At 74.2% G+C, this 25,169-nt stretch carries 20 protein-coding genes and 2 pseudogenes; 16 read left to right on the top strand and 6 right to left on the bottom strand.

What is annotated here, in order from left to right:
* Window positions 1–201 (bottom strand): annotated as a pseudogene (locus tag E1291_RS43290) (chromosome segregation ATPase); the annotation flags it as partial.
* A gap of 527 nt (window positions 202–728) precedes the next feature.
* Between E1291_RS43290 and E1291_RS17845 the strand changes: the two are divergent.
* Together E1291_RS17845 and E1291_RS17850 are read left to right on the top strand one after the other, a co-directional pair.
* Window positions 729–2,816, top strand: a complete 2,088-nt coding sequence (locus tag E1291_RS17845; protein ID WP_131738949.1) for a vWA domain-containing protein — start codon at window positions 729–731, stop codon at window positions 2,814–2,816.
* Entirely contained in the window at window positions 2,813–4,150 is a 1,338-nt protein-coding gene (locus E1291_RS17850) for an extracellular solute-binding protein (protein WP_131738950.1), read from the top strand. Before E1291_RS17845 ends, E1291_RS17850 begins: the two co-directional genes overlap by 4 nt.
* Here the strand turns inward: E1291_RS17850 and E1291_RS17855 are convergent.
* Window positions 4,147–4,842: an SACE_7040 family transcriptional regulator gene (locus E1291_RS17855; RefSeq protein ID WP_131738951.1), complete on the bottom strand. Its 696-nt coding sequence runs from the start codon at window positions 4,840–4,842 to the stop codon at window positions 4,147–4,149. The genes E1291_RS17850 and E1291_RS17855 overlap by 4 nt on opposite strands.
* A gap of 76 nt (window positions 4,843–4,918) precedes the next feature.
* Between E1291_RS17855 and E1291_RS17860 the strand changes: the two genes are divergently transcribed.
* The 4 genes from E1291_RS17860 to E1291_RS17875 are packed head-to-tail and all read left to right on the top strand — an operon-like array spanning window position 4,919 to window position 10,572.
* Entirely contained in the window at window positions 4,919–6,532 is a 1,614-nt protein-coding gene (locus E1291_RS17860; RefSeq protein ID WP_131738952.1) for a carboxyl transferase domain-containing protein, read from the top strand.
* Window positions 6,533–6,539: 7 nt separating this feature from the next.
* Window positions 6,540–8,498, top strand: a complete 1,959-nt coding sequence (locus E1291_RS17865) for an ATP-binding protein (protein WP_131738953.1) — start codon at window positions 6,540–6,542, stop codon at window positions 8,496–8,498.
* Window positions 8,498–9,427 carry a hydroxymethylglutaryl-CoA lyase gene (locus E1291_RS17870; protein WP_207400785.1) on the top strand — a complete coding sequence of 310 codons (930 nt, stop codon included), beginning with the start codon at window positions 8,498–8,500 and terminating at the stop codon, window positions 9,425–9,427. The genes E1291_RS17865 and E1291_RS17870 overlap by 1 nt, the downstream gene beginning before the upstream one ends.
* The gene (locus E1291_RS17875) at window positions 9,424–10,572 is read left to right on the top strand and encodes an acyl-CoA dehydrogenase family protein (protein ID WP_131738955.1); all 1,149 of its coding nucleotides are present in this window, start codon (window positions 9,424–9,426) and stop codon (window positions 10,570–10,572) included. The genes E1291_RS17870 and E1291_RS17875 overlap by 4 nt, the downstream gene beginning before the upstream one ends.
* A 57-nt stretch (window positions 10,573–10,629) precedes the next feature.
* Here E1291_RS17875 and E1291_RS17880 read toward each other — a convergent pair whose 3' ends face one another.
* The 3 genes and pseudogenes from E1291_RS17880 to E1291_RS43995 all read right to left on the bottom strand — a co-directional run.
* A complete protein-coding gene (locus E1291_RS17880) occupies window positions 10,630–10,968 on the bottom strand; it encodes an SCO4225 family membrane protein (RefSeq protein WP_131738956.1) in 339 nt (112 codons plus the stop codon).
* A 156-nt stretch (window positions 10,969–11,124) separates the two neighbouring features.
* Entirely contained in the window at window positions 11,125–11,331 is a 207-nt protein-coding gene (locus tag E1291_RS43990; protein ID WP_242614215.1) for a DUF397 domain-containing protein, read from the bottom strand.
* Window positions 11,332–11,379: 48 nt separating this feature from the next.
* Window positions 11,380–11,460 (bottom strand): annotated as a pseudogene (locus tag E1291_RS43995) (DUF397 domain-containing protein); the annotation flags it as partial.
* A gap of 410 nt (window positions 11,461–11,870) precedes the next feature.
* Between E1291_RS43995 and E1291_RS17890 the strand changes: the two are divergent.
* From E1291_RS17890 to E1291_RS17935, 10 genes are all read left to right on the top strand, one after another.
* Entirely contained in the window at window positions 11,871–13,547 is a 1,677-nt protein-coding gene (locus tag E1291_RS17890) for an asparagine synthetase B family protein (RefSeq protein ID WP_131738958.1), read from the top strand.
* A gap of 132 nt (window positions 13,548–13,679) precedes the next feature.
* Entirely contained in the window at window positions 13,680–14,642 is a 963-nt protein-coding gene (locus tag E1291_RS17895; RefSeq protein ID WP_131738959.1) for a LysR family transcriptional regulator, read from the top strand.
* Between the two features lie 163 nt (window positions 14,643–14,805).
* A complete protein-coding gene (locus E1291_RS17900) occupies window positions 14,806–16,206 on the top strand; it encodes a hypothetical protein (RefSeq protein WP_131738960.1) in 1,401 nt (466 codons plus the stop codon).
* 139 nt (window positions 16,207–16,345) lie between these two features.
* Window positions 16,346–17,128, top strand: a complete 783-nt coding sequence (locus E1291_RS17905; RefSeq protein ID WP_131738961.1) for a 2,3-dihydro-2,3-dihydroxybenzoate dehydrogenase — start codon at window positions 16,346–16,348, stop codon at window positions 17,126–17,128.
* Between the two features lie 46 nt (window positions 17,129–17,174).
* A complete protein-coding gene (locus tag E1291_RS17910) occupies window positions 17,175–18,458 on the top strand; it encodes an isochorismate synthase (protein ID WP_165495170.1) in 1,284 nt (427 codons plus the stop codon).
* Window positions 18,340–20,013 (top strand): (2,3-dihydroxybenzoyl)adenylate synthase, encoded by a 1,674-nt coding sequence (locus tag E1291_RS17915; protein WP_131738962.1) that lies wholly within the window; start codon window positions 18,340–18,342, stop codon window positions 20,011–20,013. The genes E1291_RS17910 and E1291_RS17915 overlap by 119 nt, the downstream gene beginning before the upstream one ends.
* Before the next feature lie 7 nt (window positions 20,014–20,020).
* The gene (locus tag E1291_RS17920; RefSeq protein ID WP_131738963.1) at window positions 20,021–20,668 is read left to right on the top strand and encodes an isochorismatase family protein; all 648 of its coding nucleotides are present in this window, start codon (window positions 20,021–20,023) and stop codon (window positions 20,666–20,668) included.
* A 28-nt stretch (window positions 20,669–20,696) separates the two neighbouring features.
* Window positions 20,697–20,978 carry an acyl carrier protein gene (locus E1291_RS17925; protein ID WP_131738964.1) on the top strand — a complete coding sequence of 94 codons (282 nt, stop codon included), beginning with the start codon at window positions 20,697–20,699 and terminating at the stop codon, window positions 20,976–20,978.
* A 35-nt stretch (window positions 20,979–21,013) separates the two neighbouring features.
* Window positions 21,014–22,288, top strand: coding sequence for a wax ester/triacylglycerol synthase domain-containing protein (locus E1291_RS17930; protein ID WP_131738965.1), 1,275 nt, complete (start codon window positions 21,014–21,016; stop codon window positions 22,286–22,288).
* Window positions 22,289–22,304: 16 nt separating this feature from the next.
* On the top strand, window positions 22,305–23,870 hold the full coding sequence (locus tag E1291_RS17935) for an MFS transporter (RefSeq protein WP_131738966.1): 1,566 nt from the start codon (window positions 22,305–22,307) through the stop codon (window positions 23,868–23,870).
* Between the two features lie 60 nt (window positions 23,871–23,930).
* Here the strand turns inward: E1291_RS17935 and E1291_RS17940 are convergent, their stop codons facing one another.
* Entirely contained in the window at window positions 23,931–24,935 is a 1,005-nt protein-coding gene (locus tag E1291_RS17940) for a polyprenyl synthetase family protein (protein WP_207400786.1), read from the bottom strand.
* Between the last annotated feature and the right edge of the window lie 234 nt (window positions 24,936–25,169).

Consider the following 25,169-nt stretch of genomic DNA (forward strand, 5'->3'; position numbering starts at 1 on the left):
GTCCCGCTCTGCGTCCGCGGCGCGGGCGCGGGCGGCGGCGGTCGCACGCCGGGCTTCCTCGGCGTGCCGCTGCGCGGCGTCCCGCTCCCACAGCGCGGACGCGACGCGCCCGGCGGTATCGGCCTGGGCGTCGGCGACGCTCGGCTCCGGCGCGAGGGAGCCGGCGAGCCGGTCCGCGACCTCCTCCAAGCGTTCGAGCACCTCCCATGTCCGGGCTACCTGCCCGGTGAGGTCAGCCGCCTCCCGCCCTTTCGCCCCTCGCTCCCGCGCGGCCCGGACGCACTCTCCCGTGCCGTCCTTGCAGTGGCGGACGGGCCGCGCGCCGGGTGGCTGAGGCACGGGGCGCCCGCACCCGGCGCAGGGACGGACCTCGGAGCGGGCGGCGGGAGCGCGGGGCCCGCCCTCGGAAGGCGGAGGAGAGGCGAGGACGGTGGGAAGGCCGGTCATCGCCGGGGCGGCGGAGGCCGGCGGGACGGCGCTGACAGGGGCGACCTTCTTGTCCTCCATGTGCCGTTGTACGCAGCGTGGGGACGGGGCGTTCGACGGTACGGGCGACGACTCGCGGGGAGGCCGGGCCCAGCTGTCAGGCCGGCGGACAAGGGAAGGTTTCTCAGTGGAGCCGTCCGATCCCGGTCAGTGAACCCCCTGACCGGACCCGTCCGGCTCTTTATCATGGAGGGCCGAAGGCGGGGGCCGGCGAGCCGAACCAGGGCAACACTGGGGCCTGGATGACGCAGCGAGAGAACGGTGACTCGGACGGGTGGGTCCGCGAGTTACCGCATGTCCTGGTCATCGATCTGGCGTCGACCCTGCTCATCAGCCTGGGCGTCACGCTGCTCCACCACGGCTTCTGGCTGAACGCCGCGGTGACGCTGGTCGTCATCGCGGCGCTGACCACGGGGTTCCTCTACTCCCTCCGGCATCTGCCGGACACCGTCCGCGGGCGGACGACCCGGGCCCTGCGGCGGAGCGGGCCCGGGGTGATGTGGGCGATGACCGGGGCCGGGGCCATGGGGCTGATCCTGCTCGTGGCCATCGGCGTTCACCGCCTGCACGCCAGCACGCGGCCGTGCGGGCAGCCACTGGAACTGCGCGTGCTGACCACCCCCGAGACCCTGACGCCGCTGCGGGCCGCGGCGGCGGAGTTCGTGAACGACGGCGCGAGCGGGGGGTGTCGCCGGTACGGCGTCAGCGTGGTGCCCGAGACGGGGCCGGTGCCCCTGTACGACGGGTTCGGGCGACTGTGGCGGCGAAGCGCGTCGACGGACGCGCGGCAGGCGGACGACGAGCGCCTGTTCGGCCCGCAGCCCGACATCTGGATCCCGTCGTCGACGGCCGAGTACGCGTTCGTGCCGAAGAGCCCTGAGCCTGCGGGCGCGGCGGCCGAGGGCGGCGCGTTCGGCTCGAGGGGCGGCGGGGCGGGGGCGCCGGGGCGGGGCGACCCCTACTTCCGGCCGCGGGGCTCGCTCGGGTCGTCGCCGCTGGTGCTGGCGCTGTTCGCCAAGGCGAACCAGGCGGTGGCCAACCCGGTCGCGGCGCCGGTCCAGCCGAGCACCGCCGCGCTGCTGCGCCGCGTCCACGACGCGGGGGTGCGGCTGAAGGGCATCGCGCGGCCGGTTCCCGAGACGTCGGCGGCGGCGCTCGCGGTGACGCCCGCGTTGTACGGCGCGAGGCCCGGCGGTGACGAGTCCGATGAGCGGTTCGTCTCGCCCGCCTCCCTGGTCTCGCCGGACGCGGCGTCGCTGCTGTGCCGGTTCCGGAAGGAGGCGTCGCAGGGCGCCGAGCCGCCCGACGGCTTCGCGGTGGCGGTGCCGGAGCAGGCGCTGCACGACTACGACGTGGGACGCCCGCTGGGCGACGACCGCCGCTGCGGCGCGGTCGACCCGAACGACCGGTCCATCGCCGCGTGGCGGCTCTACCCGTACTACTCGCGGGACCTGCCGACGCTGGACTACCCGTTCGTGCAGGTGAGGTGGCGCGGACAGGACACCCCGGCGCGGAACGCCGCCGTCACGGCGTTCCGCCGCTGGCTCGACCGCGTCCCTCTGACATCGCAGGGGTTCCGCGACGCTTCGGGCGTGCGCGCTTCGGCGGACGAGGGCGACTCCGAGCACGTCACGCTCTCGCGCCTGAGCGGTCTCGTGGGCGAGCACGCCCTGCCGTACTCGGTGTCGCCGGTTCCGCCCGAGGGCGTCCAGGAGACCCTGGACCGGGTCGCCGCGGCGCGTCCGCGGGTCTCGGCGTCGCTGATGCTGGACGTGTCGGACTCGATGGGCGCGGCGGCGCGGGTGCGGGGCGGGGCGCGGCTCGCCCGGGGCGCGTCGTTCCTGCAGAGCCTGGTGGCGCAGTTACAGGTGGGCGACCGGGTGGGGTCGCAGGTGTCGTCGTCGGCGGCGTCGCCCGCCGGTGAGGCGTTCGGGAACGTCCCGCCGGACGCGGCGTCCCCGGAGCAGAAGAACCTGATCATCGGGCGGCTGCAGGCGGTGGCCTCCGCCGGGGCGGACCGGCCGCTGATCGACGCGATCGCGGCGGCCGACCTCGGATCGGGGCGGCAGGACCTGGTGCTGGTGACCGACGGGCAGGTCCCGGCGACGAACCCGGATCTGGCGGGGCGGGCGCGCTGGCTCGCGGGCGAGTTCCGGGGGCGCCATCCGGGCCTGCGGCTGACGGTGGTCCTGACGGGCCCGGCCGGCTGCGGGGCGTCGCCCGTCCGGGAGATCGTGTCCGCGCTCGGGCCGGGCGGCGCGCGCTGCGTGCCGCTGACCGCCGCGCCCGAGGAGGAGCAGGCCGCGGAGATCCTGGCGGGCCTGCGGTGAGCGCCCGCACGGCGATGGCGTGCTCGGCGGGCGGGGCCGCGGCGGTCCTGGCCGTGACACTGGCCGTGCTGCTGGTGCCTGGACACAGGTATCCCGCGATGAAGGCCGACTGCGACCGCAGGGAACTGGTCATCGCGGGCGGCACGGACGTCAGCCTCAAGAACCAGCGGCGCGCGCTCGTCCGGCAGTGGAACGAGATTCCCTATCCGGACGGCCGGCCGCATCCGCACGCGACGCTGGTGGAGGTGTCCGACTCGGCCGATCTGCAGCACAGTCAGATCAAGGCGGTGGCCGAGTCGGGGAGCTGCGCCTATGACGTCCTCATCATGGACAACACGTGGACGGCGCAGTTCGCCGACGGCGGGTACCTGCGTCCGCTCAAGGGGATCCGGGATCTGGGCGACTTCTTTCCCGCCGCCCTGAGGACGGGCCGCCGCAATGGAGAGCAGTACGCCGTCCCGTTCAACGTGGACGTCGGCCTGCTCTACTACCAGGACGGCGTGGTCCCTCCGTCCACGTGGACCGGCCTGCTCGACTCGGGAGCGGCCCTGCAACTCGCGGACTACGAGGGCCTGACCGTCAACGCCTTGGAGGCGGTCTGGAACGACGGTGGGGACGGGCTGCTCAGCGGCGACCGGAGGCCCAGCCGGGAGGAACTGCGGACCGAGGTGTATCCGGCGCTTGAACGGCTCGGCGCGCGCGCCCGGGGACCTCTGGCCCCATCTCGGCAGGAGCGCGAACTGGAGAGCATCGAGGCGTTCGCGTTCGGAAACCGGCTGATGCGCAACTGGCCGTACGCGTTCCCGGCGCTCGCCTCGGAACCACGGATGCGGGACGGGACGCGGCTGCGGTTCGGAGTGACCGCGCCCCGGGCTCACACCGTCCTCGGTGGTCAGAACCTCGCCGTCGCCCGGCGCTCCCCCAATCCCGACGCCGCCACCGACCTCGTCGGGTTCCTCACCGAGACGCGCGGCCAGCAGTTGCTGTTCTCCTGCGGCGGGTTCGCCCCGGCGCGCTCCTCGGCGCTGGGGCTGTCGCCGGGGCGCGGCGCGCCGGGCGATGTGAAGGTGCAGCCGTGCTCGGCGCTCACCGGGCAGGACCTCGGCCGAGGCGAGGCCGACACGCTCGGCCAGGCGGAGCTGACCCGGCTCGGCCAGGCGTTCGTGACGGCGCTCGGGCGGGCCCGGCCCCGGCCCGTGACCGCGCACTACGGCACGTTCACCGGCACGTTCCGCGGCTGCGTCCAGAAGATCTTCGACGGTGCCGGGACCGGTGCCGGCGCGTTCGCCGAGGCGGTCGACCGGTCGCTCGACGGCCGTACCGCCTCCTGTTAGCGGGCGCCCTCCAGGGCTGCGCGGGCCATGGTGTGGAGAAGGTCGCCCATGGCGGCGCGGTCCAGGCCGGTGGCGCTGTGGGGGGTGGAGTTCAGCAGGCCGAAGCACGCGTGGACGGCGGCGCGGGCACGGTCGTCGGGCAGGGCGGGCCGCAGGCGCCGCAGGACGGCCACCCAGTCCTCCAGGTAGGCGCGCTGGAGCCGGCGGACGCGGTGGCGCTGCGGTTCGGGGACGTTGTCGAGCTCCCGCTCGTGCACGGTGATCAGCGCGGGGTTGTCCAGGGCGAAGGCGATGTGCCAGCGCAGCAGCGCGTCGAGGGCGCGCCCGGGGTCGGGGGCGGCGGCGCGGCGGACGCCCTCGGCGCGCAGCCGCTCGCTGATGTCCAGGAGCATCTCGGCGAGGACGGCCTCCTTGCCGCTGAAGTGCCGGTACAGCGCGGGACCGGTGAGGCCGACGGCGCGGCCGAGATCGCCGATGGACGCGCCGTGGTAGCCGCGGCGCGCGAACAGTTCGGCCGCGGCGGCGAGGATCTCGGCGCGGCGCGGGTTGACCGCCCCCGCCGGCGCGGCTGGGTCCGGGCCCGCCGGTCCGGGGCGTGCGGCCGATTCCGCTTCGGTGTCCGTCTCGGCGTTCGTTTCAGAGGCGGGACCGGCCGTGGGGCCGCCGCCCGCCCCACGGGGTGGCGAGGTCATGCCAGAAGTCTAGACTAGGGTTGTTAATGACGATTAACATCTGCGTTGTTAACGCGCATTAACAAGGAAGGGGACCATGACCGGACCCGAGATCGGCTCGCGCGCCGACGCCGCGGGCGAGGCGTTCAAGGCCAACGCCGCGCACAACGAGGCGCTGGTGGCGGAGCTGCGCGACCGCGTCGACCGGGCCGGGCGCGGCGGTCCCGACCGGGCCCGCGAGCGGCACCTGGCGCGCGGCAAGCTGCTCCCCCGCGACCGTGTCGACACGCTGCTCGACCCCGGCTCGCCTTTCCTGGAGCTGTCGCCGCTGGCCGCGCACGGCATGTACGACGGCGAGGCGCCGGGCGCCGGCATCATCACCGGGGTCGGCCGCGTCGCGGGCCGCGAGTGCGTGGTCGTCGCCAACGACGCCACCGTGAAGGGCGGGACCTACTACCCCGTCACGGTGAAGAAGCACCTGCGCGCGCAGGAGGTGGCCCTGCACAACCGGCTGCCCTGCCTGTACCTCGTCGACTCCGGTGGCGCTTTCCTGCCCCGGCAGGACGAGGTGTTCCCCGACCGTGAGCACTTCGGGCGCATCTTCTACAACCAGGCCACGATGTCGGGGCGGGGCGTCCCGCAGATCGCGGCGGTGCTCGGCTCGTGCACGGCGGGCGGTGCGTACGTCCCGGCGATGAGCGACGAGGCCGTCATCGTGCGCGGCCAGGGGACGATCTTCCTGGGCGGCCCGCCGCTGGTGAAGGCCGCGACCGGCGAGGTCGTGTCCGCCGAGGACCTCGGCGGCGGCGAGCTGCACTCCCGCACGTCCGGCGTCACCGACCACCTGGCCGAGGACGACGCGCACGCGCTGCGGATCGTCCGCGACATCGTCGGCACGTTCGGGCCGCGCGAGCCGCGCCCGTGGGAGGTCGCGCCGGCGCAGGACCCGGTGGCGGACCCGGCGGAGCTGTACGGGGTCGTGCCGCCCGACCCGCGCACCCCCTACGACGTGCGCGAGGTCATCGCCCGGATCGTGGACGGCAGCCGCTTCCAGGAGTTCAAGAAGGAGTACGGCGCCACGCTCGTCACCGGCTTCGCGCGCATCCACGGCCACCCGGTGGGGATCGTCGCGAACAACGGGATCCTGTTCGGCGAGTCCGCGCAGAAGGGCGCGCACTTCATCGAGCTGTGCGACCGGCGCAGCGTCCCGCTGGTGTTCCTGCAGAACATCACCGGGTTCATGGTGGGACGCGAGTACGAGGCGGGCGGGATCGCCAAGCACGGCGCGAAGATGGTGACCGCGGTGTCGTGCGCGCGGGTCCCGAAGTTCACCGTCGTCATCGGCGGCTCGTTCGGCGCCGGCAACTACGCGATGTGCGGGCGGGCCTACGCGCCCCGCTTCCTGTGGATGTGGCCGAACGCCCGCATCTCGGTCATGGGCGGTGAGCAGGCGGCGAGCGTGCTCGCGACCGTCCGCCGCGACCAGATGGAGGGCCGCGGCGAGGAGTGGCCCGCCGACGCCGAGGAGGAGTTCAAGGCCCCGATCCGCGAGCAGTACGAGGCGCAGGGCAACCCGTACTACTCGACGGCGCGGCTCTGGGACGACGGGGTGATCGACCCGCTCGACACCCGGCGCGTGCTGGGGCTCGGGCTGTCCGCCGCCGCCAACGCACCGCTGGAGCCGGTCGGCTACGGCGTCTTCCGGATGTGAGGGATCGATGTTCGACAGCGTCCTGGTCGCCAACCGCGGGGAGATCGCCGTCCGCGTGTTCCGCACGCTGCGGCGGCTCGGCGTGCGGTCGGTGGCCGTGCACACCGACGCCGACGCCGGCGCGCCGCACGTCCGCGCGGCCGGCGAGGCGGTGCGGATCCCGTCCTACCTCGACATCGAGGCGGTCGTCGCGGCGGCGCTCGCGACGGGTGCGCGGGCCGTCCACCCGGGGTACGGGTTCCTCGCCGAGAACACCGCGTTCGCGCGCGCCTGCGCGGCGGCGGGGCTGGTGTTCGTCGGCCCGCCCGCCGAGGCGATCGAGGCGATGGGCGACAAGATCCGCGCGAAGCGGACGGTCGCGGCGGCCGGCGTCCCGGTCGTCCCGGGGCGGGACGAGGCGGGCCTGTCGGACGCCGAGCTGGCGGCCGCCGCGCTGGAGATCGGCCTGCCGGTGCTGCTGAAGCCGTCGGCGGGCGGCGGCGGCAAGGGCATGCGCCTGGTCCGGGACGCGGCGGACCTGCCGGAGGCGATCGCCTCGGCCCGCCGGGAGGCGCGCGGCTCGTTCGGCGACGACACCCTGCTGGCCGAGCGGTTCGTGGAGAACCCCCGGCACATCGAGATCCAGGTGTTCGCCGACGCGCACGGCGCCGCCGTCCACCTCGGCGAGCGCGAGTGCAGCCTGCAGCGCCGGCACCAGAAGATCATCGAGGAGGCGCCGTCGCCGCTGCTGGACGCGGCCGCGCGCGAGCGGATGGGCGCGGCGGCGGTCGCCGCCGCGAAGGCCGTCGGGTACGTGGGCGCCGGCACGGTGGAGTACATCGTGTCCGCCGACCGCCCGGACGAGTTCTTCTTCATGGAGATGAACACCCGGCTTCAGGTCGAGCACCCCGTCACGGAGCTGGTCACCGGCCTGGACCTGGTCGAGCTCCAGCTGAACGTGGCCGCCGGGCGTCCGCTTCCGTTCGGCCAGGACGACGTCCGCCTGGACGGGCACGCCGTCGAGGCGCGGGTCTACGCCGAGGATCCGTCGCGAGGTTTCCTGCCGACCGGAGGCCGCGTCCTGCATCTGGCCGAGCCCGCCGCCGAGCACACCCGCGTCGACTCCGGGCTCGGCCCGGGGACCGAGGTCGGCGGCTCCTACGACCCGATGCTCGCCAAGGTGATCGCCTGGGGCGCCGACCGGGCCGAGGCGGTGCGCCGCCTGGACGCCGCGCTCGCCTCCTACACCCTGCTCGGCGTCCCGACGAACGTCGCGTTCCTGCGCGGCCTGCTCCGCCACCCGGACGTGGTGTCCGGCGACCTCGACACGGGCCTCGTCGAGCGGGCCCTGGACGACCTGCTCTCCGGCCCCGCCGTCCCGGACGAGGTGCTCGCCGCCGCGGCACTGGAGCGGATGCTCGCGCTGGAGGGCGGCACCGACCCGTGGGACGTCCCGGACGGCTGGCGTCCCGGCGCGCACGCCTGGACACCGTGGATCATCACGCCGTCCGGCGGGGACCCCGTCGAGGTCCGGGTGCGGGGGCGGGCGGCGTCCGCCCGGGTCGCCGTCGGGGACGGCGCGCCGGTCGCCGCGGCGCTCTCCGCGCCGGAAGGGCCGGAGACGCTCGTGCTGACCCATGACGGGCGGACGGTGACGTTCACGGCCGCCCGCGACGGGAACACCCTGTGGCTGGGCCGCGGCGGGCACGCCTGGGCGCTCGGCGAGCACGTGCGCGCCGAGGGCGGCGCGACCGCGGGCGCCGGCGGGGACGGCGTGCTACGCAGCCCCATGCCGGGGACCGTCCTCGCCGTGAAGGCGGCGGAGGGCGACCGGGTGGAGGAGGGGCAGCCGCTCGTGGTCGTCGAGGCCATGAAGATGGAGCACACCGTTACCGCGCCGCTCGCCGGTGTGGTGACGAGGCTGCCGGTCCGCGCGGGCGCCCAGGTCGCGCTCGACGCGGTGCTGGCCGTGATCGAGGAGGCATGATGCGGGTCCCCTTGCCGGGCCTGCCCGAGCGGGTCACGATCTATGAGGTCGGGCCGCGGGACGGGCTGCAGAACGAGAAGGCGGTCGTCCCCGCCGGGGTCAAGGCCGAGTTCGTCACCCGGCTCGCGGACGCGGGCCTGCACGCGATCGAGACCACGAGCTTCGTGCACCCGAAATGGGTACCGCAGCTCGCCGACGCCGAGGAGCTGCTCAAGGCCCTGCCCCGCTCGCCGGGGGCGCCCCGGCCCGTCCTCGTCCCGAACGAGCGGGGGCTGGACCGGGCGCTGGAGCACGGCGTCACCGAGATCGCCATCTTCGGCAGCGCCACCGAGACGTTCGCGCGCCGCAACCTCAACCGCACCGTGGACGAGTCCCTCTCCATGTTCGCGCCCGTGGTGGAACGGGCGCGCGCGCAGGGAATGTGGGTCCGCGCGTACGTGTCCATGGTGTGCGGCGACCCTTGGGAGGGCGACGTCCCGATCGAGCAGGTCGTGTCCGTCGCGACGCGCATGATGGACATGGGCTGCTCCCAGCTCAGCCTCGGCGACACCATCGGCGTCGGTACGCCCGGCCAGGTCACCGCGCTCATCGAGGCGGTGACCGCCGCGGGCGTCGGCACCGACCGGCTCGCCGTGCACTTCCACGACACCTACGGCCAGGCGCTCGCCAACACCCTCGCCGCGCTGCGCGCCGGCGTGACCGTGGTGGACGCCTCCGCGGGCGGCCTCGGCGGCTGCCCGTTCGCCGAGAGCGCCACCGGCAACCTCGCCACCGAGGACCTCGTCTGGATGCTGGACGGCCTCGGCGTCCAGACCGGAGTCGACCTCGGCCGGCTCGCCGCCACGAGCCGCTGGATGGCCGAGCGCCTCGGCCGTCCGAGCCCGTCCCGCGTCGTCCAGGCGCTGTCCCCGGAAACGGAGAGATCATGATCGACTTCACGCTCGGCGACGAGCAGGAGGAGCTGCGCCGGACGGTCGAGCGGTTCGCCCGCGACCACGTCGCCCCGGTGATCGGCGACCTGTACGAGCGCGGCGAGTTCCCGTACGAGATCGTCGCCGCGATGGGCAAGATGGGGCTGTTCGGGCTGCCGTTCCCCGAGGAGCACGGCGGCATGGGCGGCGACTACTTCGCGCTGTGCCTGGCGCTGGAGGAGCTGGCGCGCGTCGACTCGTCGGTCGCGATCACGCTGGAGGCGGGCGTCTCGCTCGGCGCGATGCCGATCTACCGGTTCGGGTCACGGGAGCAGAAGGCCCGCTGGCTGCCCGTGCTGACCTCCGGCGAGCGGCTCGCCGGTTTCGGGTTGACCGAGCCGGGCGGCGGGTCCGACGTGCCCGGCGGGATGCGCACCACCGCCCGGCTCGACGGCGACTCCTGGGTGATCAACGGCTCGAAGGCGTTCATCACCAACTCCGGCACCGACATCACCGCGTTCGTCACCGTCACCGCCTTCACCGGCGAGGGCGAGATCTCCACGATCATCGTGCCGAACGGCACGCCGGGCTTCACCGTCGGCCGCAAGTACTCCAAGGTCGGCTGGTCGGCGTCCGACACCCGTGAGCTGTCCTTCGACGACGTCCGGGTGCCCGCCGCGAACCTCGTCGGCGAGCGCGGCCGCGGCTACGCGCAGTTCCTGCGGATCCTCGACGAGGGCCGCATCGCGATCGCCGCGCTGTCGGTCGGGCTCGCCCAGGGCTGTGTGGACGAGTGCCTGCGCTACGTCCGCGAGCGGGTGGCGTTCGGCAAGGAGATCGGCCGCTACCAGGCGATGCAGTTCAAGATCGCCGACATGGAGGTGCGGGCGCACACGGCGCGCCTCGCCTACTACGCGGCGGCGGCCAGGTTGCTGGCCGGCGAGCCCTTCAAGAAGGAGGCGTCGATCGCCAAGCTCGTGGCCTCCGACGCCGCGATGGACAACGCCCGCGACGCCACGCAGATCTTCGGCGGGTACGGCTTCATGAACGAGTACGCGGTGGGCCGCTTCTACCGCGACGCGAAGATCCTCGAGGTGGGCGAGGGCACGTCCGAGGTGCAGCGCATGCTCATCGCGCGCGCCCTCGGCCTGCCGGCGTCCTGACACCGCTCGGTGAGGCGCGGCGGGACCGGGCGCGCGACCGCGGCCGGTCCCGCGGGGTCAGTGGCCGTGCGGGGCGACCCGGCGGCCCCTGATCAGGACGTGCAGGATCCACGCCTGGAGCAGGCCCGCACCGGCCGTCACCACGTAGAAGAGCACGTGGTAGAAGAGCGAATAGGCACCGCTCGGCCCGGGGACGAGCGCCAGCGGCGCCGCCGACAGCGGCAGGGTCACCAGGATCAGCCAGACGCCGCTGAAGCCGGGATCGTCGGCGAAGAGGTCCACGGCGAGGACCGTCAGGGTCACCGCGATGATCAGGACGGCGTAGGCGCCGGGGACGATGATCCCCATCCGGCCGTTCTGGCGGCGGGCCGCGCGTGCGGCGATGCGAGCGAACATGCGCCCCATCGTTTCCGCGAAGGACCCGCACGGCCTGAGTAGGAGTACGCGAATCCCGCTGAGTACGGCGTGGACTGACTTAGGTGATCCGCCTGAAGGTCGTGCGGCGGGACGGCCGATCGCCGCGGGCCCGGAACGATCGGCCGTCCGCGGACCTCAGCGACCGCGGTCGAAGAATCCGGACTTGATCCCGGTGAGCAGCGACGTCCAGGCGGCCGGCGACACCGGCAGCACCGGCCCGCCCGGGTCCGTGGAGTCCCGCATGGCGACGAACCTGTCCGTCAGCGCCGCGACTTCGACGCATTGGTCTGCGTCGCCGCTGCTGCTGTGACTGCTTTTACGCCAGGCCGCGGCCACCTCCATACGCTCCTGGCCCCTACTTCCACTACGGCTGCCCCTACGCCAGTAGGCCGCAACCTCGACGCACTGGCCTCTGCCTTCACTGTGGCTGCTTTTACGCCAGACGGTATGAAGCCCCTTCGGGTTGGTCATGCGCCGACCCTAGCCCCTCCATAAGAGGCAGGGAGTCGGTTGGAGACAACGAGAGCGCACGCAGATGATCGAAGCCTCAGCGGAAAAAAACAGCCGTTGCGGCCTGGACGCGTCCCGCCGAAACGGAAGGACCTCAATATCGCGGTGATCCGTTGCGGAAGCCTGGACCAAGCGACGCGGCGGCCTCCGGCGCGGGGCCTGCGGACGCGGCGTGGTGCGCGCCGATCCGCGCCGGTTGACCGAAAATGACGTCCGATCCCGGCCAGCTCGGTACAGTCCGGTCAAATGCCACTGTCAACGCCGTTCACGGTGCCCATTTCCGGCCAGTCACGGAAATGTCACCACTACCCCCCTTCGAAGGGGCGGAGCTAGGGTTTCACCTCCCGCCTCACATCACCGGGGATGGTGGAATGCGGACTCTGTCCAGATTGCTGGTCATCTCGGCGGCGCCCGGCCGCTCCGCTCCGCGTCCGGCGGCCGCCGCGACGGAGCTGGCGGCGGGCGGCACGGCCGCGCTCGTCCTGCGGCCGCACGATCACTCCTTCATCGAGCCCGATCCGCCCGACCTGCGCGAGCGGGTACTGACCGGGAACGGGCTGACCGATCTGGCGGCCCCGTTCGCGGGCGTGGCCGCCCACGCGGACGGCTCGGTCACCATCGCGGCCGACTGGCTCGGCCTGCGCCAGATCTACGGAGTGCAGGGCGACGGGTGGGCCGCGCTGGGCACGTCCGCGCGGGAGCTGGCGCGGCTGGCCGGTCGCGGCCCGGACCGCGAGGCCCTCGGCGCCTACCGCCTCGTCGGCTACTTCCTCGACGAGGACACCGCGTTCGACGGGGTGGGCAAGCTGCGGCCCGGGCACCGCTGGACGCTGTCGGACGGCCGGCTGACCGAGACCGAGCTCGACCCGGGCGAGTTCCGCACCGATCAGACCCCGCCCGTCGCGGAGGCCGTGCGGGAACTGGCCGACCTCCTGCGCACGGGCATGGAGCAGTGCCTGGACGAGTACCCGGACGCGATCCTCCAGCTCTCCGGCGGCCTGGACACCCGGCTGCTGCTGGCGGCGATCCCGGCGGCGCGCCGGGTCGGCCTGGAGACGCTGACGCTCAGCGCTCGCGACAGCGGCGACGAGGCCACGGCCGCCATGCTGGCACGGCGGAGCCGGATGCGCCGGAACGTCATCGACCTGGCCGGGCTGGAGAAGCTCACCCCTCCCGAGGTGCACCGGCTGGTGCTGGAGGCGGCGCGCCGCCACGAACAGGTCCTCAATCCCCTCCACATGGCGATGCTGGAATGGGTCGAACGGCAGACCACGGAGGCCCCGCGCATCACCGGCCTCGGCGGCGAACTGGCGCGCGGCATGTACTACCCCTTACAGCGCCAGCATCCCGAGGTGACGCCCAGGCTCGTCGAGCGCCTCGCGCGGTGGCGCATCTTCAGCCTGGACGCGGTCGACTCCGGCTCCCTGGACGCGGCGTTCGCGGAGGAGTCCGAGTCCGGCACGATGAAGCGGATCCAGGAGATCTTCGCCGGCTACGGCGGCGACTGGCTGTCGGCCACCGACGCCTTCTACTACCGGCAGCGCTACCACCGGTCCGTGGGCGCGGTCGTGACCAGCTCGTGCACCGACCACACGCACCTCAACCCGATCCTGCACCCGCGCTTCGTGGCCATCGCCGAGGTCCTGAGCCCGACAGCCAAGCGCGGCTCGCGGTTCAACGCGCGGCTCCTGTCGGAGCTCGACCCGGAGATGGCGGCCCTCCCCATGGACACCGGGGTCCGGCCGGACGCGCTCATGGCGTCCAGGCCCCTCCGCGTGGCCCGGACCGCCCGCGACCAGGGAGTGAAGATCGTCCACAAGACGCGGCAGCGCATCTCGCGCCGGGGCGACTCCTGGTCGGCGAGCACCGCGCTCACTCACGCGATCGTGACCCATTGGCGGGCCGAACCGGGTCTTCTCGAACCGGTCGCCAAGTCCGGGCTGATCAGCGGGGAATGGCTCGACCGGCTGCTGTCCGGCTCCACGATGCCCGCCCCGGCCACCGCCGGGTTCGTCGCCCTCCTGGAGGCCGCCCTCGGCGACGACTGACCACGACCCGCGACCACGACCCTCGCCCAACGTGCGGCCCAGCGCGGTCGCCGCCGACCATCGCTCCCAGGGGTCCCGGCGTCGTGGCGGCGGGGTAAAGTCCGACCTTGAGGGGATTGATACCCTGCCGATATGAGTGACCTGGAGGTCCGCCAGCTCCGTTACTTCGTGGCCGTCGCCGAAGAACTGCACTTCGGGCGGGCGGCCCGGCGGCTCGGCATGGCGCAGCCCCCGCTGTCCCGGGCGATCCGGGACCTGGAACGCCACCTGGGCGTGCGGCTGCTCGAGCGGACCACCCGGCAGGTCGCGCTCACCCCCGCCGGGGAGGTCCTGCTCCGCGACGCCCGGACCGCGCTCGACGCGGTCGCCGCCGCCGCGCGGCGCACCCGTTACGCCGGGCGGTCGGCGCCGGGGCTGCGGCTGGCGCTCAAGGCCGACTTCGACGCCGGGCTGCTCCCGCAGATCCTCGCCGCCTACCGGTGCGAGGAGGAGTCGCTCCCGGTGGAGCTGGTGCCGGGCGGGCGGGGAGACCAGGTCCCCGCCCTGCACGACGGGCGGGCGGACGTCGCGATCCTGCCCGCGCCGTTCGAGGGCCGCGGCCTGGACGCCGAACCGCTGCTGACCGAGCCCCGCGTGCTCGCGCTGGCCGCGTCCGACCCGCTGGCCGCCCGGCGGCGGCTGCGGCCGGCCGACCTGGCGGGCCGGGTGCTCCCCGACGGCGCCCCCGCCGAGCGGGGCGGCCTCTCACCCGCCCCCTCCCGCTCCGGGGACGGCCCGCCGCGACCGGACCTGGCGCGGATCTTCAACCTGATCGAGCTGGGAGCCATCGTGTGCTTCCTCCCCGTCTCGGTAGCGCGCCGCCACCCCCGCCCCGGGGTCGCCTACCGGGACGTCGACGGCCTGGACCCGATCACGCTCGCCGTCGCCTGGCCGCAGGACCGTCACTCACCGGCCGTCGCCGCTTTCGTCCGCGCCGCCACGTCGGTGGCGGCGGCCACCCACCCCGAGAGCATCGCGGTGGACACCATGGTGGACATCGCGGAGGACATGACCACGCCTGCCCCTCCCCTCTACGAGTCCGTGCCCCGCTTGTAGGAGAGGCCATAGGGGAGGCCAAGGGACGGAAAAGGACTTTCGTGCGGCGGCCTCGTCTCCCCGAACGCCACCTCCGGCGGCCGTAGCGTTCCGCTCGCGTGGCCTGTGCGCAAGCTGCGCGCGCATGCGCGACGACCGGGTCCTGACATAGGGGAGGCACGTCTTGAGGAGATGCTGGAAGGCCACTGCGGCGGCCGGGGCGGCCACCGCCGCCGTCGCCTCCGCGGCCTGGCCCGCCGCCGGGACCGCGTCGGGCGCCGCCGGGCACCCCGCCGGGGAACGGTGGGCGCTGGTCGCCCAGGAGGGCTTCGACCGTCCGCTGCGAGTGGACGCGGCGCCGTGGCGCCTGGACCCGCAGGGGCCGCGCAGCCCGTGGCACGTCGACGCCTTCGACGACGACGGCGAGGCGTGGAAGAAGATCAGCGGGCCGCTCTTCGCCCGGCAGATGGCCTCGCTCAACGTTTTCCGCAAGCGCGTGGAGTTCGGGAGCCGGGGATGGCTGACCGCCGAGGTCGCGGCCCTCGACAAGGACCGCGACGGCCGGCCCGACTCGCGGCCCGGCCTGTCGGCCGCGCGCCTGCCCGGCGGGCAGGGCGTCGGGCGGATCTCCGAGCCGAGCTGGGACGCCGGGGTGCTCATCCGGCCCACCCGCCCGCTGCCGCCGCGCTACCGCGTGGAGATGACGCTGCGCGGCATCGACTTCGGCGGTAAGCGGCACGGGACCTTCGACTACAACGGCCGGCACAACGGGTACACCACCGAGCCCTGCAAGACCCGGTACCCGTGGACCTTCCAGGGCGCCCTGCCGGGCAAGGGACGCTGCGACTACCCCGACGTGACGCGCGAGAACGGGTTCTATTACCTGACGATCCTCGACTACGCGACGCCGGCGCCGCACGGCAACCCCGGGATCCACTACCGGCGCAAGGCCATCATGGACGGCTACTACAGCGACGACGACCGCTGGAAGAACGCCGGGACCTGCGACGCGAAGACCGGCCGGATCTACCGGACCTTCGACGGGACCTTCAACGGCGTGAACGCGCTGTTCCCGCGCGGTGACCTGTTCCGGGAGGCCGCCAACAACAACATCAGCAACGAGTACTACATCAAGTCCGCGTGCGGAAACGTGTCCATGGACAAGCCCTACGGACCCGGTGGACGTTTCCAGGGACATCTCACCAGCGCGGAACTGCGGCCGGAGCTGCTGCCCAAGGCCGCCTACCGGTTCGCCATAGAACGCGACGGAACCGGCTACACGCTGGAGATGAGCGGCCCGTTTCTGCACACCGGGCAGACGACGCTGCGCGTGCACCACGCATTCGTGGAGGACGGCCGTCCCATCTGGCACTACAACCAGACCCCGGGTGAATACGACGGCCGATTCGACCGCAGGCTCGTCCACAAGGGACCGGCCGGGACGTACATCACCGAGCACTCCTGGCCGAAGGGCTCGGCCTATCCGGACTCCTTCATCATCGGCGACCCGCACCTGAACTACTACGAGGGCTCGGCGTCCGTGGACGACATCCGCCTCTACGTTCCCAAGCACCAGGGCCCCTAGACGGACGGCTCGCGCCCGCGGGACCGCGCCGCGGCCGCCGCCGCATCCGGACGCTGGGAGAAGGATGCGACCTCACGGCCATGGTTACCTGACGCATGGAAACGACTACCTTCAGTGTCCGCACGGTAGTAGTCGGGACATGGACGGTAGCGGAGTCAAGGGCGCGGTCGCCCTCGTGACCGGGGCGGGGCAGGGCATCGGCGCCGCCGTGGCCCGTGCCCTGTCCGAGGGGGGCGCGGCGGTCGCGGTGCTGGACCGCGATGGGCCGAGGGCCGAGGCCGTGGCCGGGTCCCTCCCGGGGCCGGGGGCTGCGGCATGCGTCGCCGACGTCGGCGACGCGGGCGCCGTGGAGCGGGCCGTGGAGCGCGCGGAACGGGACCTCGGTCCCGTCGGCATCCTGGTCAACGTCGCGGGGATCCTGCGCCCGGGCGCCGCCGTGGAGCTGACCGAGGACGACTGGGCCGCGACCCTGGCCGTGAACGCCACCGGCGTGTTCCTCAGCTCCCGCGCCGTCGCGCGCCGGATGGTGCCGCGCCGGGCGGGCACGATCGTCACCGTCGGGTCCAACGCCGCCCGCGTGCCGCGCGCGCACCTCGCCGCCTACGCCGCGGCGAAGGCCGCCGCCGCGCAGTTCACGCGATGCCTCGGCCTGGAGCTGGCGCAGTACGGCATCCGCTGCAACGTGGTGTCGCCCGGCTCGACCGACACCGCGATGCAGCGCGCCCTCTGGCCCGATCCGGGCGCCGGGCTGCGCAGCGCCATCGAGGGCGACCCGGGGGCCTACCGCGCGGGCATCCCGCTGCGCCGGATCGCCGATCCCGAGGACGTCGCCGACGCCGTGTGCTTCCTGGTCTCCGACCGGGCCAGGCACATCACCCTGCACGACCTTTACGTCGACGGCGGGGCCTCCCTGTGTGGGTGATGCCGCATGGTCCGCCCGTTCTCCTGGCCCCGGCGAAAGGTGACCCATGGCCCCCGCCCGCGATGCCGAGTCCGATCCCGCTCGGCTGCTCGCCCAGTACCGGGCGGGTACGTCGTTCTACTTCTCCTCTCCGCCCCGCGTCCTGCTGACCCTGGGCAGGCGGGCCGACATCGCGGCGATGGGCGTGCCCGCGGCACTGCCCGCCGCCGTCGCCGGCGCACTCGACGCCGCCCCTCCCGGCTCGGTCGTCGTGGGCGCCCTGCCGTTCCGCTGGGACCTCCCGCCGCGCCTGCACGTGCCCGCCAAGGCGCAGTGGGCGGTGCCGCTGCGGCCTCCGCGGCGGGTGGCCGCCGCCCTCGCGTCCGAGGCGGTGGTCCGGGCGGTCCCGGAACCGGAGGAGTACGAGCGCGCCGTCCGGGAGGCGCTGACCCGGCTGGCGAGACGCGACGGTCTCGGGAAGGTGGTGCTGGCGCGCGTCCTCGAGGTCACCCTGGCGCGGCGGGTCGACAGCACGCGGTTACTGCGCAACCTCGCGGCGCGCGACTCGCATGGGCACGTGTTCGCGGCGCCGCTCGACGGCCGCACGCTCATGGGCGCCAGCCCCGAGCTGCTGGTGTCGCGCCGCGGGCGGCGGGTCACGTCGCGTCCGCTGGCCGGCTCGGCCGCCCGGAGCGCCGACCCCTTCGAGGACCGGCGCCGCGCCGCCCGGCTGCTGGAGTCCGCGAAGGACCTCGCCGAGCACGCCTTCGTCGTCAGGGCCGTCCGGGACGCGCTGCGCCCGTACTGCGACCGCCTGACCGTACCGGCGCGGCCGTCGCTGGTGGGCACGGCCACGATGTGGCATCTGGGCACGCACGTGACCGGGCGTCTGTGCGACCCGCCTGCCTCGGCGCTGGCCCTCGCCGTCGCGCTGCACCCGACCCCCGCCGTCTGCGGCACCCCCGCCGCGGCGGCCCGTGACGTCATCGCCGAGCTGGAGCCGTTCGAGCGCGGCTACTACGGCGGCGCCGTCGGCTGGTGCGACGCCGAGGGCGACGGGGACTGGGCGGTCGCCATCCGCTGCGCCGAGGTCGGCGACCGCTCGCTGCGGCTGTTCGCGGGGGCCGGGATCGTGCCCGGCTCCGACCCCGCGGCCGAGCTCGCCGAGACGGCCGCCAAATTCCAGACGATGCTGCGCGCCCTCGGCTTGGACGACCTGGATGGGAGAGGCGATGCTACCGGGAGCGACCCCCTGGCCGGACGATCTCGCCGAGCGGTACAGGAGGGCGGGCCACTGGCGCGGCGAGACCCTCGGGGACCTGCTCTGCCGGGCCGCCGCGGCACATGGTGACCGGGAGGCCGTCGTCGGCGGCGGCCACCGGTGGACCTACGCCGGGCTGCACCGGCGGGCGAGCGCATGCGCCGCCGGGCTGCTCCGGCTCGGCGTCCGCCCGCGCGACCGCGTCCTGGTCCAGCTCCCCAACGTCCCGGAGTTCCTCGAGGTCTGTTTCGGCCTGTTCCGCATCGGGGCGATCCCGGTGCTCGCGCTGCCCTCCCACCGGGAGGCCGAGATCGGGTACCTGCTGGCGCACACCGAGGCGGCCTGCTACGTCGTCCCCGACCTGCACGCCGGGTTCGACTACCGGGCGCTCGCCCGCCGCAGCCGCGTCGCCCGCGTCGTCGTCGTCGGCGAGGCCCAGGAGTTCACCTCGCTGTCCGACCTGCGCACCGGCTCCCCCACTCCGGACGAACCGCCCCGTCCCGACCCCTCCGACGTGGCCCTGATGCAGATGTCCGGCGGGACCACCGGCACGCCCAAGCTCATCCCGAGGACCCACGACGACTACGGCTACAACTTCCGGGCCAGCGCCGAGCTCTGCCGGCTGACGCCCGCCGACACGTACCTGTGCGCGCTGCCGATCGCGCACAACTTCCCGCTCAGCTCCCCCGGCGTGCTCGGCGCGCTGTCCGCCGGGGCCAGGACGGTGCTGGCGCCCTCGCCCGGTCCCGAGGTCGCCTTCCCGCTCATCGAGGCCGAGCGGGTGACGATCACCGCCCTGGTCCCGCCGCTCGCGCTGGCCTGGCTGGAGGCGGCCGAGCGCGCCGCCGCCGGTACGGGCGCGCCGCGGGCGCTGTCCAGCCTGCGCGTGCTCCAGGTCGGCGGCGCCACCTTCCCCGCCGTGGCCGCCGCCCGGGTCCGCCCGGTCCTCGGCTGCGACCTCCAGCAGGTGTTCGGCATGGCGGAGGGCCTGCTGTGCTACACCCGGCTCGACGACCCCGAGCCGGTCAGGCTGCGCACCCAGGGCCGGCCCCTGTCGCCCGACGACGAGATCCGCATCGTCGACGACGCCGACCGCGACGCCGGCCCGGGCGAGGCCGGTCACCTGCTCACCCGCGGCCCCTACACCGTGCGCGGCTACTACAGGGCCGATGACCACAACGCCACGGCGTTCACCCCTGACGGCTTCTACCGCACGGGCGACATCGTCCGCGCCACCCCCGAGGGCGACCTCGTCGTCGAGGGCCGCGCCAAGGACCAGATCAACCGGGGCGGCGAGAAGATCGCGCCCGACGAGGTCGAGCACCACCTGCTGGCCCATCCCGCCGTGCGCGACGCCGCCGTCGTCGCCGTCCCCGACCGGCTGCTGGGCGAGCGGACGTGCGCGCTGCTGGTCCCGCGCGACCCGGACCGCCCCCTCGCCCCCGCCGCGCTGAGGACGTGGCTGCGCGAGCGCGGCATCGCCGCCTACAAGATCCCCGACATGGTCGTCACCGTCGAGCGCTTCCCGCACACGGGCGTCGGCAAGATCAGCAGACGCGAGCTGCGCGCCGCCCTGACCGGCCTCGTCCCGTCCCCTCGCGTCCCGCCCCGGCAGGCGCCGCCCCACCGCGAACCGCACCGTTAGGAGTCACATGGCCATTCCCGCCATCGCCCCGTACCCGTTGCCGGCCGAACGGGACCTGCCCGCCCCCCGCGCCGGATGGTCACTGGACCCCGCCCGCGCCGTCCTGCTGATCCACGACATGCAGAACTACTTCCTGGACCCCTTCGCCGGCGCGCCGCTGCCCACGATCCTGGCCAACATCGGCCGCGTCCGCGCCGCCGCGGCCCGCGCCGGGGTCCCCGTGGTGTTCACGGCGCAGCCCGGCGGGCAGACGCCGCGGCAGCGCGGCCTGCTGCGGGACCTGTGGGGCGACGGCATCGGCACGGCGCCCCGGTCCTCGCGGATCGTGGACGCCCTCGCACCGGGCGACGACGACACCCTCCTCATCAAGTGGCGCTACAGCGCCTTCGCCCGCACCGAGCTGGCGGCCCTGCTCGCCGCCACCGGACGCGACCAGCTCATCGTGACCGGCGTGTACGCCCACATCGGCTGCCAGATCACCGCCGTGGAGGCGTTCATGCGCGACGTCCAGCCCTTCTTCGTCGCCGACGCCGTCGCCGACTTCTCGGCGGGCCACCACCGCGCGGCCCTGGCCTACGTCGCGGAGTGCTGCGCGGTCCCCATCGTCACGGGCCGGTCGATCGAGGCCCTCACCCCCTCCGCCCAGCCCGCCTGAGCCCGTCCCGCAGGAAGGAACCGCATCCATGGGCCACCTCCCCCACGACCCGGGCGCGCCACGCGGGGAAGCCGCGACGAGCCGGGCACGTCCGTCCCCGCTGGCGCTGGTCGCCGAGAGCACCGGCACGCCCCCGGAGGACCTGCGCGCCGAGGACACCTTCGAGGACCTCGGGCTGGACTCGCTGCTGATGGTCAGGCTGCGGCTGCGCCTGGAAGAGGAGTTCGGCCTGTGGCTCGACGAGGTCGACCTCAACCTGACGACGACCCTGGCCGAACTCGAACACCTGCTCCAGACCCACGGCTCCTGACGGAGATCGCGAGGCCAAGCGTGAAGGGAAGTCCGATGCCTTTTCTGCGTGCGGGACAGGATCCCGAGACGGTACCGCTCGGGCCGGTCGTCCGCTTCGCTCGCCGCACGGGTATGTGGAGTGATTCGCCCATCTATCCCTGCGAGATCCTGGAGATCGAGGGGCCCGCTCCTCCGCTGGCCACGCTCCAGGCGCACGTCGCCGAGCGACTCGACCGCGTCCCGGCGCTGAGCTACGAGCTCGACGACCAGCGCAAGTGCTGGGCGCCGGTCCCCGGTTTCGACGTCCGGCCGCACATCGGCGAGCAGCGTCTCGCCCCCGGCGCCGACGCGCTGGCGGCCGCCCTGGATCTTCCGCGGTTGCCGACCGACCGTCCGCTGTGGGACCTGACCATGCTGCACGGCCACGACCCCGGCACGTACGCGCTGTGCTACCGCGCCCACATGATGTTCCAGGACGGCCCGTCCGTGATCAGCACGCTGGAGGCCCTGTTCGGCCGCCGCCGGCTGGCCCACCCCGCCACCGTGTCCCCCCGCCCCGCCGCCGAACCGGTACGGCCCGTCCTCACGGCCCGCGCGTGGGCGGATCTCTGGGGGTGCCTCCGGCGCGCCACTCCCTGGTCGCGTGGCCTGCCTTCGCCCACCGGGCGCTGCGCCGTTCACAGCACCACCCTGGACGTGCCGCAACTGCTGGCCGTCGCGAAGGCGCACAGGGCCACCCTCCATCAGGTGGGCCTGGCCTCGTTCACGGGGGCGTTCCGAGCCTGGGCCCCGCTGGGCTGGCACAAGCCGACCGCCGGAGGCGGGCTCACCCTCGGGATGACGATGAGCCTGTGGTCCCCCGGGCGCAGCACGGGCCTGGGCAGTCAGGTCGGAGTCCTGCCGGTCACCCTGGCCTGCGGGCGGTCCTCACCGCTGGAGCATCTGCGGGAGGCCATGGACCAGACGAGCGAGGAGCGGATCCGGATCCACCGCGCGCGAGCGCGGATACTCCTGCGGTGCGCGCCCATGGCGCTGGCCGTGCTGCTGGAGCGCTTCACCCACCAGAGATCCGCCGCCGCATGCGTCACGACCTTCCGCATCGCTCCGGGGCTGAGCTTCGGCGGAGCACGGGTGCGCGCCGTGGTGGTGGTCCCTCCGCGGTTCTCCACCTTCCAGCGCCTCATGATCTCCACGACCCAGTACGAGAGGACGGTGACCGCCGTCCTGGTCGCCGACACCTCGCTCACCGCCTCACCCCGCACCGGCCTGCCCCGGCTGGAGACCCTGTGGCATGAGGCGCTGACCACGCTCCACGCCCTGCACACCTGACCGCGAGGGCCGGACCATGACTCTGCTCGACCAGCCGGACGACGAGCGCGCCGGCGTGTCCCCGGCCGTCCCGGCCCAGGCCCGCCGGTGGGCGGCGACCGCCGCGATGTGCCTGGGCCTCTTCCTCATCAGCGTCGACGGGACCGTGTCCAGCATCGCCATTCCGGATCTGCAACGCGACCTGCGGCTGTCGATCGCCGAGGTGCAGTGGGTCGTCGACGCCTTCGCGGTGGTGATGGCGGGCACGGTGCTGGCGGCGGGGACCCTGGGCGACAGGATCGGACGCCGCCGCACGTTCAACGCCGGCCTGCTGGTGTGCGCGGCCTCCGCGGTCGCCGGGGGCCTCGCCGCCACGCCCGCCGAGGTGATCCTCGCCAGGGCGGCCATGGGCGCGGGCGCCGCCCTGGTGATGCCGGCGACACTGTCGATCATCATCGCCCTGTTCCCGGAGCCGTTGCCGCGGCGCCGGGCGATCACGCTCTGGGCGGCGGTCGCGGCGGTCGGCGCCCTGCTCGGACCGGTCCTGGGCGGCTGGCTGGTCGACCGCTACTCGTGGCGTTCGAGCTTCTGGATCAACCTGCCGCTCGCCGCCGTGGCCGCCGCGCTGGCGGCGTGGCCGGTCCCGGAGTCGCGCAGGTCCGGCGCCGCCCCTCTCGACCGGGCCGGCGCGGTCCTGTCGACCGCGGGCCTGACCACGCTGGTCTGGGCGATCGTCGAGGGTCCCGGCCGGGGCTGGACCGATCCGCCGGTCCTGGCGGCCTTCGCGGGCTCGGCCCTGCTGCTGGCCGCGTTCACGGCGTGGCAGGCCCACGGCCGGGCACCGATGCTGCCGCTGCCGCTGCTGCGGGAGCCGCGCGTCGCGCTGGGACTCGCGGCGATGACGCTGATCTCCCTCGCCGCCATGGGGTCCTTCCTCCTCATCACCCTGCACCTGCAGAACGTCCTCGGCTACTCCCCCGCCGCGGCGGGCGTCCGCCTGCTCCCGGCCATGGCGGGGCTCCTGGCCGGCGCGGCGGTCGCCCTGCCCCTGATGGGCAGGATGGACCACGGCGTCATCCTGGTCGGGATCGCGGTCACCGCCACCGCGCTCGCGTGGCTGACGACCCTCACCCCTCGGACCGGATACGGCTCACTGGCCGTCGCCCAGGTGGTGCTGGGAGCGGGCGGCGGCATGGTGCTCACCACGAGCACCGACATGGTCATGGCGGCGTTCCCGGGACACCGCGCCGGACTGGGGTCGGCGCTCAACGACGTCACCCGCCAGGTCGGGCTGGCCCTGGGCGTCGCCGTGCAGGGCTCGATCCTGGCGTCGGCCTCCGCGCGGCGGCTCGGCGAACTCCTCGGCGACGTCCCCGGCGGCGTCGACGCGACCGCCGTCCTCGCCGCCCCGCGAGCCGGGCCCGGCTCGCCCTCGCCCGAGACCGTCGCCGCGGCACGGGACGCCTTCGTCACCGGCATGACCAGCTCCGCCCTGGCCGGCGCCCTCACCCTCACCGCGGTGGTCGTCCTCGCGCTCTGCCATGCCCTCCGCCGCCGTCTCGCGGGGGCCCGCCGCAGGCCGGGGCGCGCGTCGAACCGGTGACCGCGCCGTCCCGACGTGCCGCTGGGGGCCGGTCGCTCGAACCCGGCCTCCAGCGGGACCTCAGCGGGCCAGGGCCGCCAGTTCGTCCCGTGCGGGTGTTCCGGGCAGGGACGCCAGCGCCTGGTGCGCCCGCGTCCGATGCTCCTCGGCCATGCGCTGCGCGTGCCGCAGGGCGCCGGTCTCCCGCAGCACCGTGTGCACCTGTGCGACCGCGCCCTCACCGAGGGCGCGGTTCAGCCGGTCGCGCTGCTCGTCGTCGGCCCGGCTCCAGGCCAGCAACAGCGGCAGGGCGGGGCGCCGGTTGCGCAGGTCGCTGTCGGCGGGCTTGCCCATCCGCGCGGCCGGGACGTCCTCGCCCGCCCCTCCCGCGGCGCCGTCCCGGGGCAGATAGGGCAGCAGGTCATCACGGATCTGGAAGGCCAGGCCGACATGCTCGCCGAACTCGGCCAGCGACTCCACCGCGGCGGGACCGGCGCCGCCCAGCAGCGCGCCGACGGCGCACGCCGCCCGGGTGAGCACCGCGGTCTTGGCGCGCGCCATCGCCAGGTACGCCTCCACCGGGCTGTCCAGCCCACCGGACAGATCCAGCTCCGCCATGGCGCCGTGGCACACCGCCGTGCCCGCCCTGGCCTGCTCCCGCATCGCCGCGACCACCACTTCGGCCGGCACACCGCGCTCGGCCGCCTGGTCCAGCGCGGTGAACCATTCGAAGAACAGCGCGTTCCCGGCGATGATCGCCCGCTCGATCCCGTAGGCGGCGTGGACCGCCGGCCGCGACCGCCGCGTCCCGTCGCGGTCGATGATGTCGTCGTGCAGGAGGCTGCCGGTGTGGACGGCCTCGAACCCCACCGCCGCGGGCAGCGCGCGCCCGGCCTCGCCGCCGACGGCCAGCGCCGACAGCACGACCAGCGAGGGCCGCAGAAGCTTGCCGGAGGGGATCAGGGCGTACCGGTGGATCTTCGCCAGGCCGGCGCCGTCCTCGGGCCACCGGGCGGCGAACTCCCGCCGCAGGTTCTCCAGCACCCATTCGCCGAGCGACGGCGTCGGGACGCGGTCGCGGGGCACGGCACTGTCTCTCGTAGGTGAGCCGGTCATCCGGGCGGCCTCTCTCATCCGAAGTCCTCAGCGTCGCTGCGCTGGCCCCGACAGAACTCTCCTCGTAACCCTCCGGCGTCGGCGGCTCCGCTGTCCATGACCCGTCCGGGCAGCACGGACTGGCGCCCGATGACGATTACCTGTCGCGATCGTTCGATTACTCAAAGTGAGTATCGGGGACGTCGCCTGGGGTCACTGCGCGGA

Origin of the sequence: Actinomadura roseirufa, from assembly GCF_900659635.1 — a bacterium.
GTDB lineage: Bacteria > Actinomycetota > Actinomycetes > Streptosporangiales > Streptosporangiaceae > Spirillospora > Spirillospora roseirufa.

Bases quoted from the DNA above. Each gene is read 5' to 3' on its own strand.
- E1291_RS17845 (WP_131738949.1), top strand. From the start codon at position 729: ATGACGCAGCGAGAGAACGGTGACTCGGACGGGTGGGTCCGCGAGTTA.
- E1291_RS17855 (WP_131738951.1), bottom strand. From the start codon at position 4,842: ATGACCTCGCCACCCCGTGGGGCGGGCGGCGGCCCCACGGCCGGTCCC.
- E1291_RS17860 (WP_131738952.1), top strand. From the start codon at position 4,919: ATGACCGGACCCGAGATCGGCTCGCGCGCCGACGCCGCGGGCGAGGCG.
- E1291_RS17865 (WP_131738953.1), top strand. From the start codon at position 6,540: ATGTTCGACAGCGTCCTGGTCGCCAACCGCGGGGAGATCGCCGTCCGC.
- E1291_RS17870 (WP_207400785.1), top strand. From the start codon at position 8,498: ATGCGGGTCCCCTTGCCGGGCCTGCCCGAGCGGGTCACGATCTATGAG.
- E1291_RS17875 (WP_131738955.1), top strand. From the start codon at position 9,424: ATGATCGACTTCACGCTCGGCGACGAGCAGGAGGAGCTGCGCCGGACG.
- E1291_RS17880 (WP_131738956.1), bottom strand. From the start codon at position 10,968: ATGTTCGCTCGCATCGCCGCACGCGCGGCCCGCCGCCAGAACGGCCGG.
- E1291_RS43990 (WP_242614215.1), bottom strand. From the start codon at position 11,331: ATGGAGGTGGCCGCGGCCTGGCGTAAAAGCAGTCACAGCAGCAGCGGC.
- E1291_RS17890 (WP_131738958.1), top strand. From the start codon at position 11,871: ATGCGGACTCTGTCCAGATTGCTGGTCATCTCGGCGGCGCCCGGCCGC.
- E1291_RS17895 (WP_131738959.1), top strand. From the start codon at position 13,680: ATGAGTGACCTGGAGGTCCGCCAGCTCCGTTACTTCGTGGCCGTCGCC.
- E1291_RS17905 (WP_131738961.1), top strand. From the start codon at position 16,346: ATGGACGGTAGCGGAGTCAAGGGCGCGGTCGCCCTCGTGACCGGGGCG.
- E1291_RS17910 (WP_165495170.1), top strand. From the start codon at position 17,175: ATGGCCCCCGCCCGCGATGCCGAGTCCGATCCCGCTCGGCTGCTCGCC.
- E1291_RS17915 (WP_131738962.1), top strand. From the start codon at position 18,340: ATGCTACCGGGAGCGACCCCCTGGCCGGACGATCTCGCCGAGCGGTAC.
- E1291_RS17920 (WP_131738963.1), top strand. From the start codon at position 20,021: ATGGCCATTCCCGCCATCGCCCCGTACCCGTTGCCGGCCGAACGGGAC.
- E1291_RS17925 (WP_131738964.1), top strand. From the start codon at position 20,697: ATGGGCCACCTCCCCCACGACCCGGGCGCGCCACGCGGGGAAGCCGCG.
- E1291_RS17930 (WP_131738965.1), top strand. From the start codon at position 21,014: ATGCCTTTTCTGCGTGCGGGACAGGATCCCGAGACGGTACCGCTCGGG.
- E1291_RS17935 (WP_131738966.1), top strand. From the start codon at position 22,305: ATGACTCTGCTCGACCAGCCGGACGACGAGCGCGCCGGCGTGTCCCCG.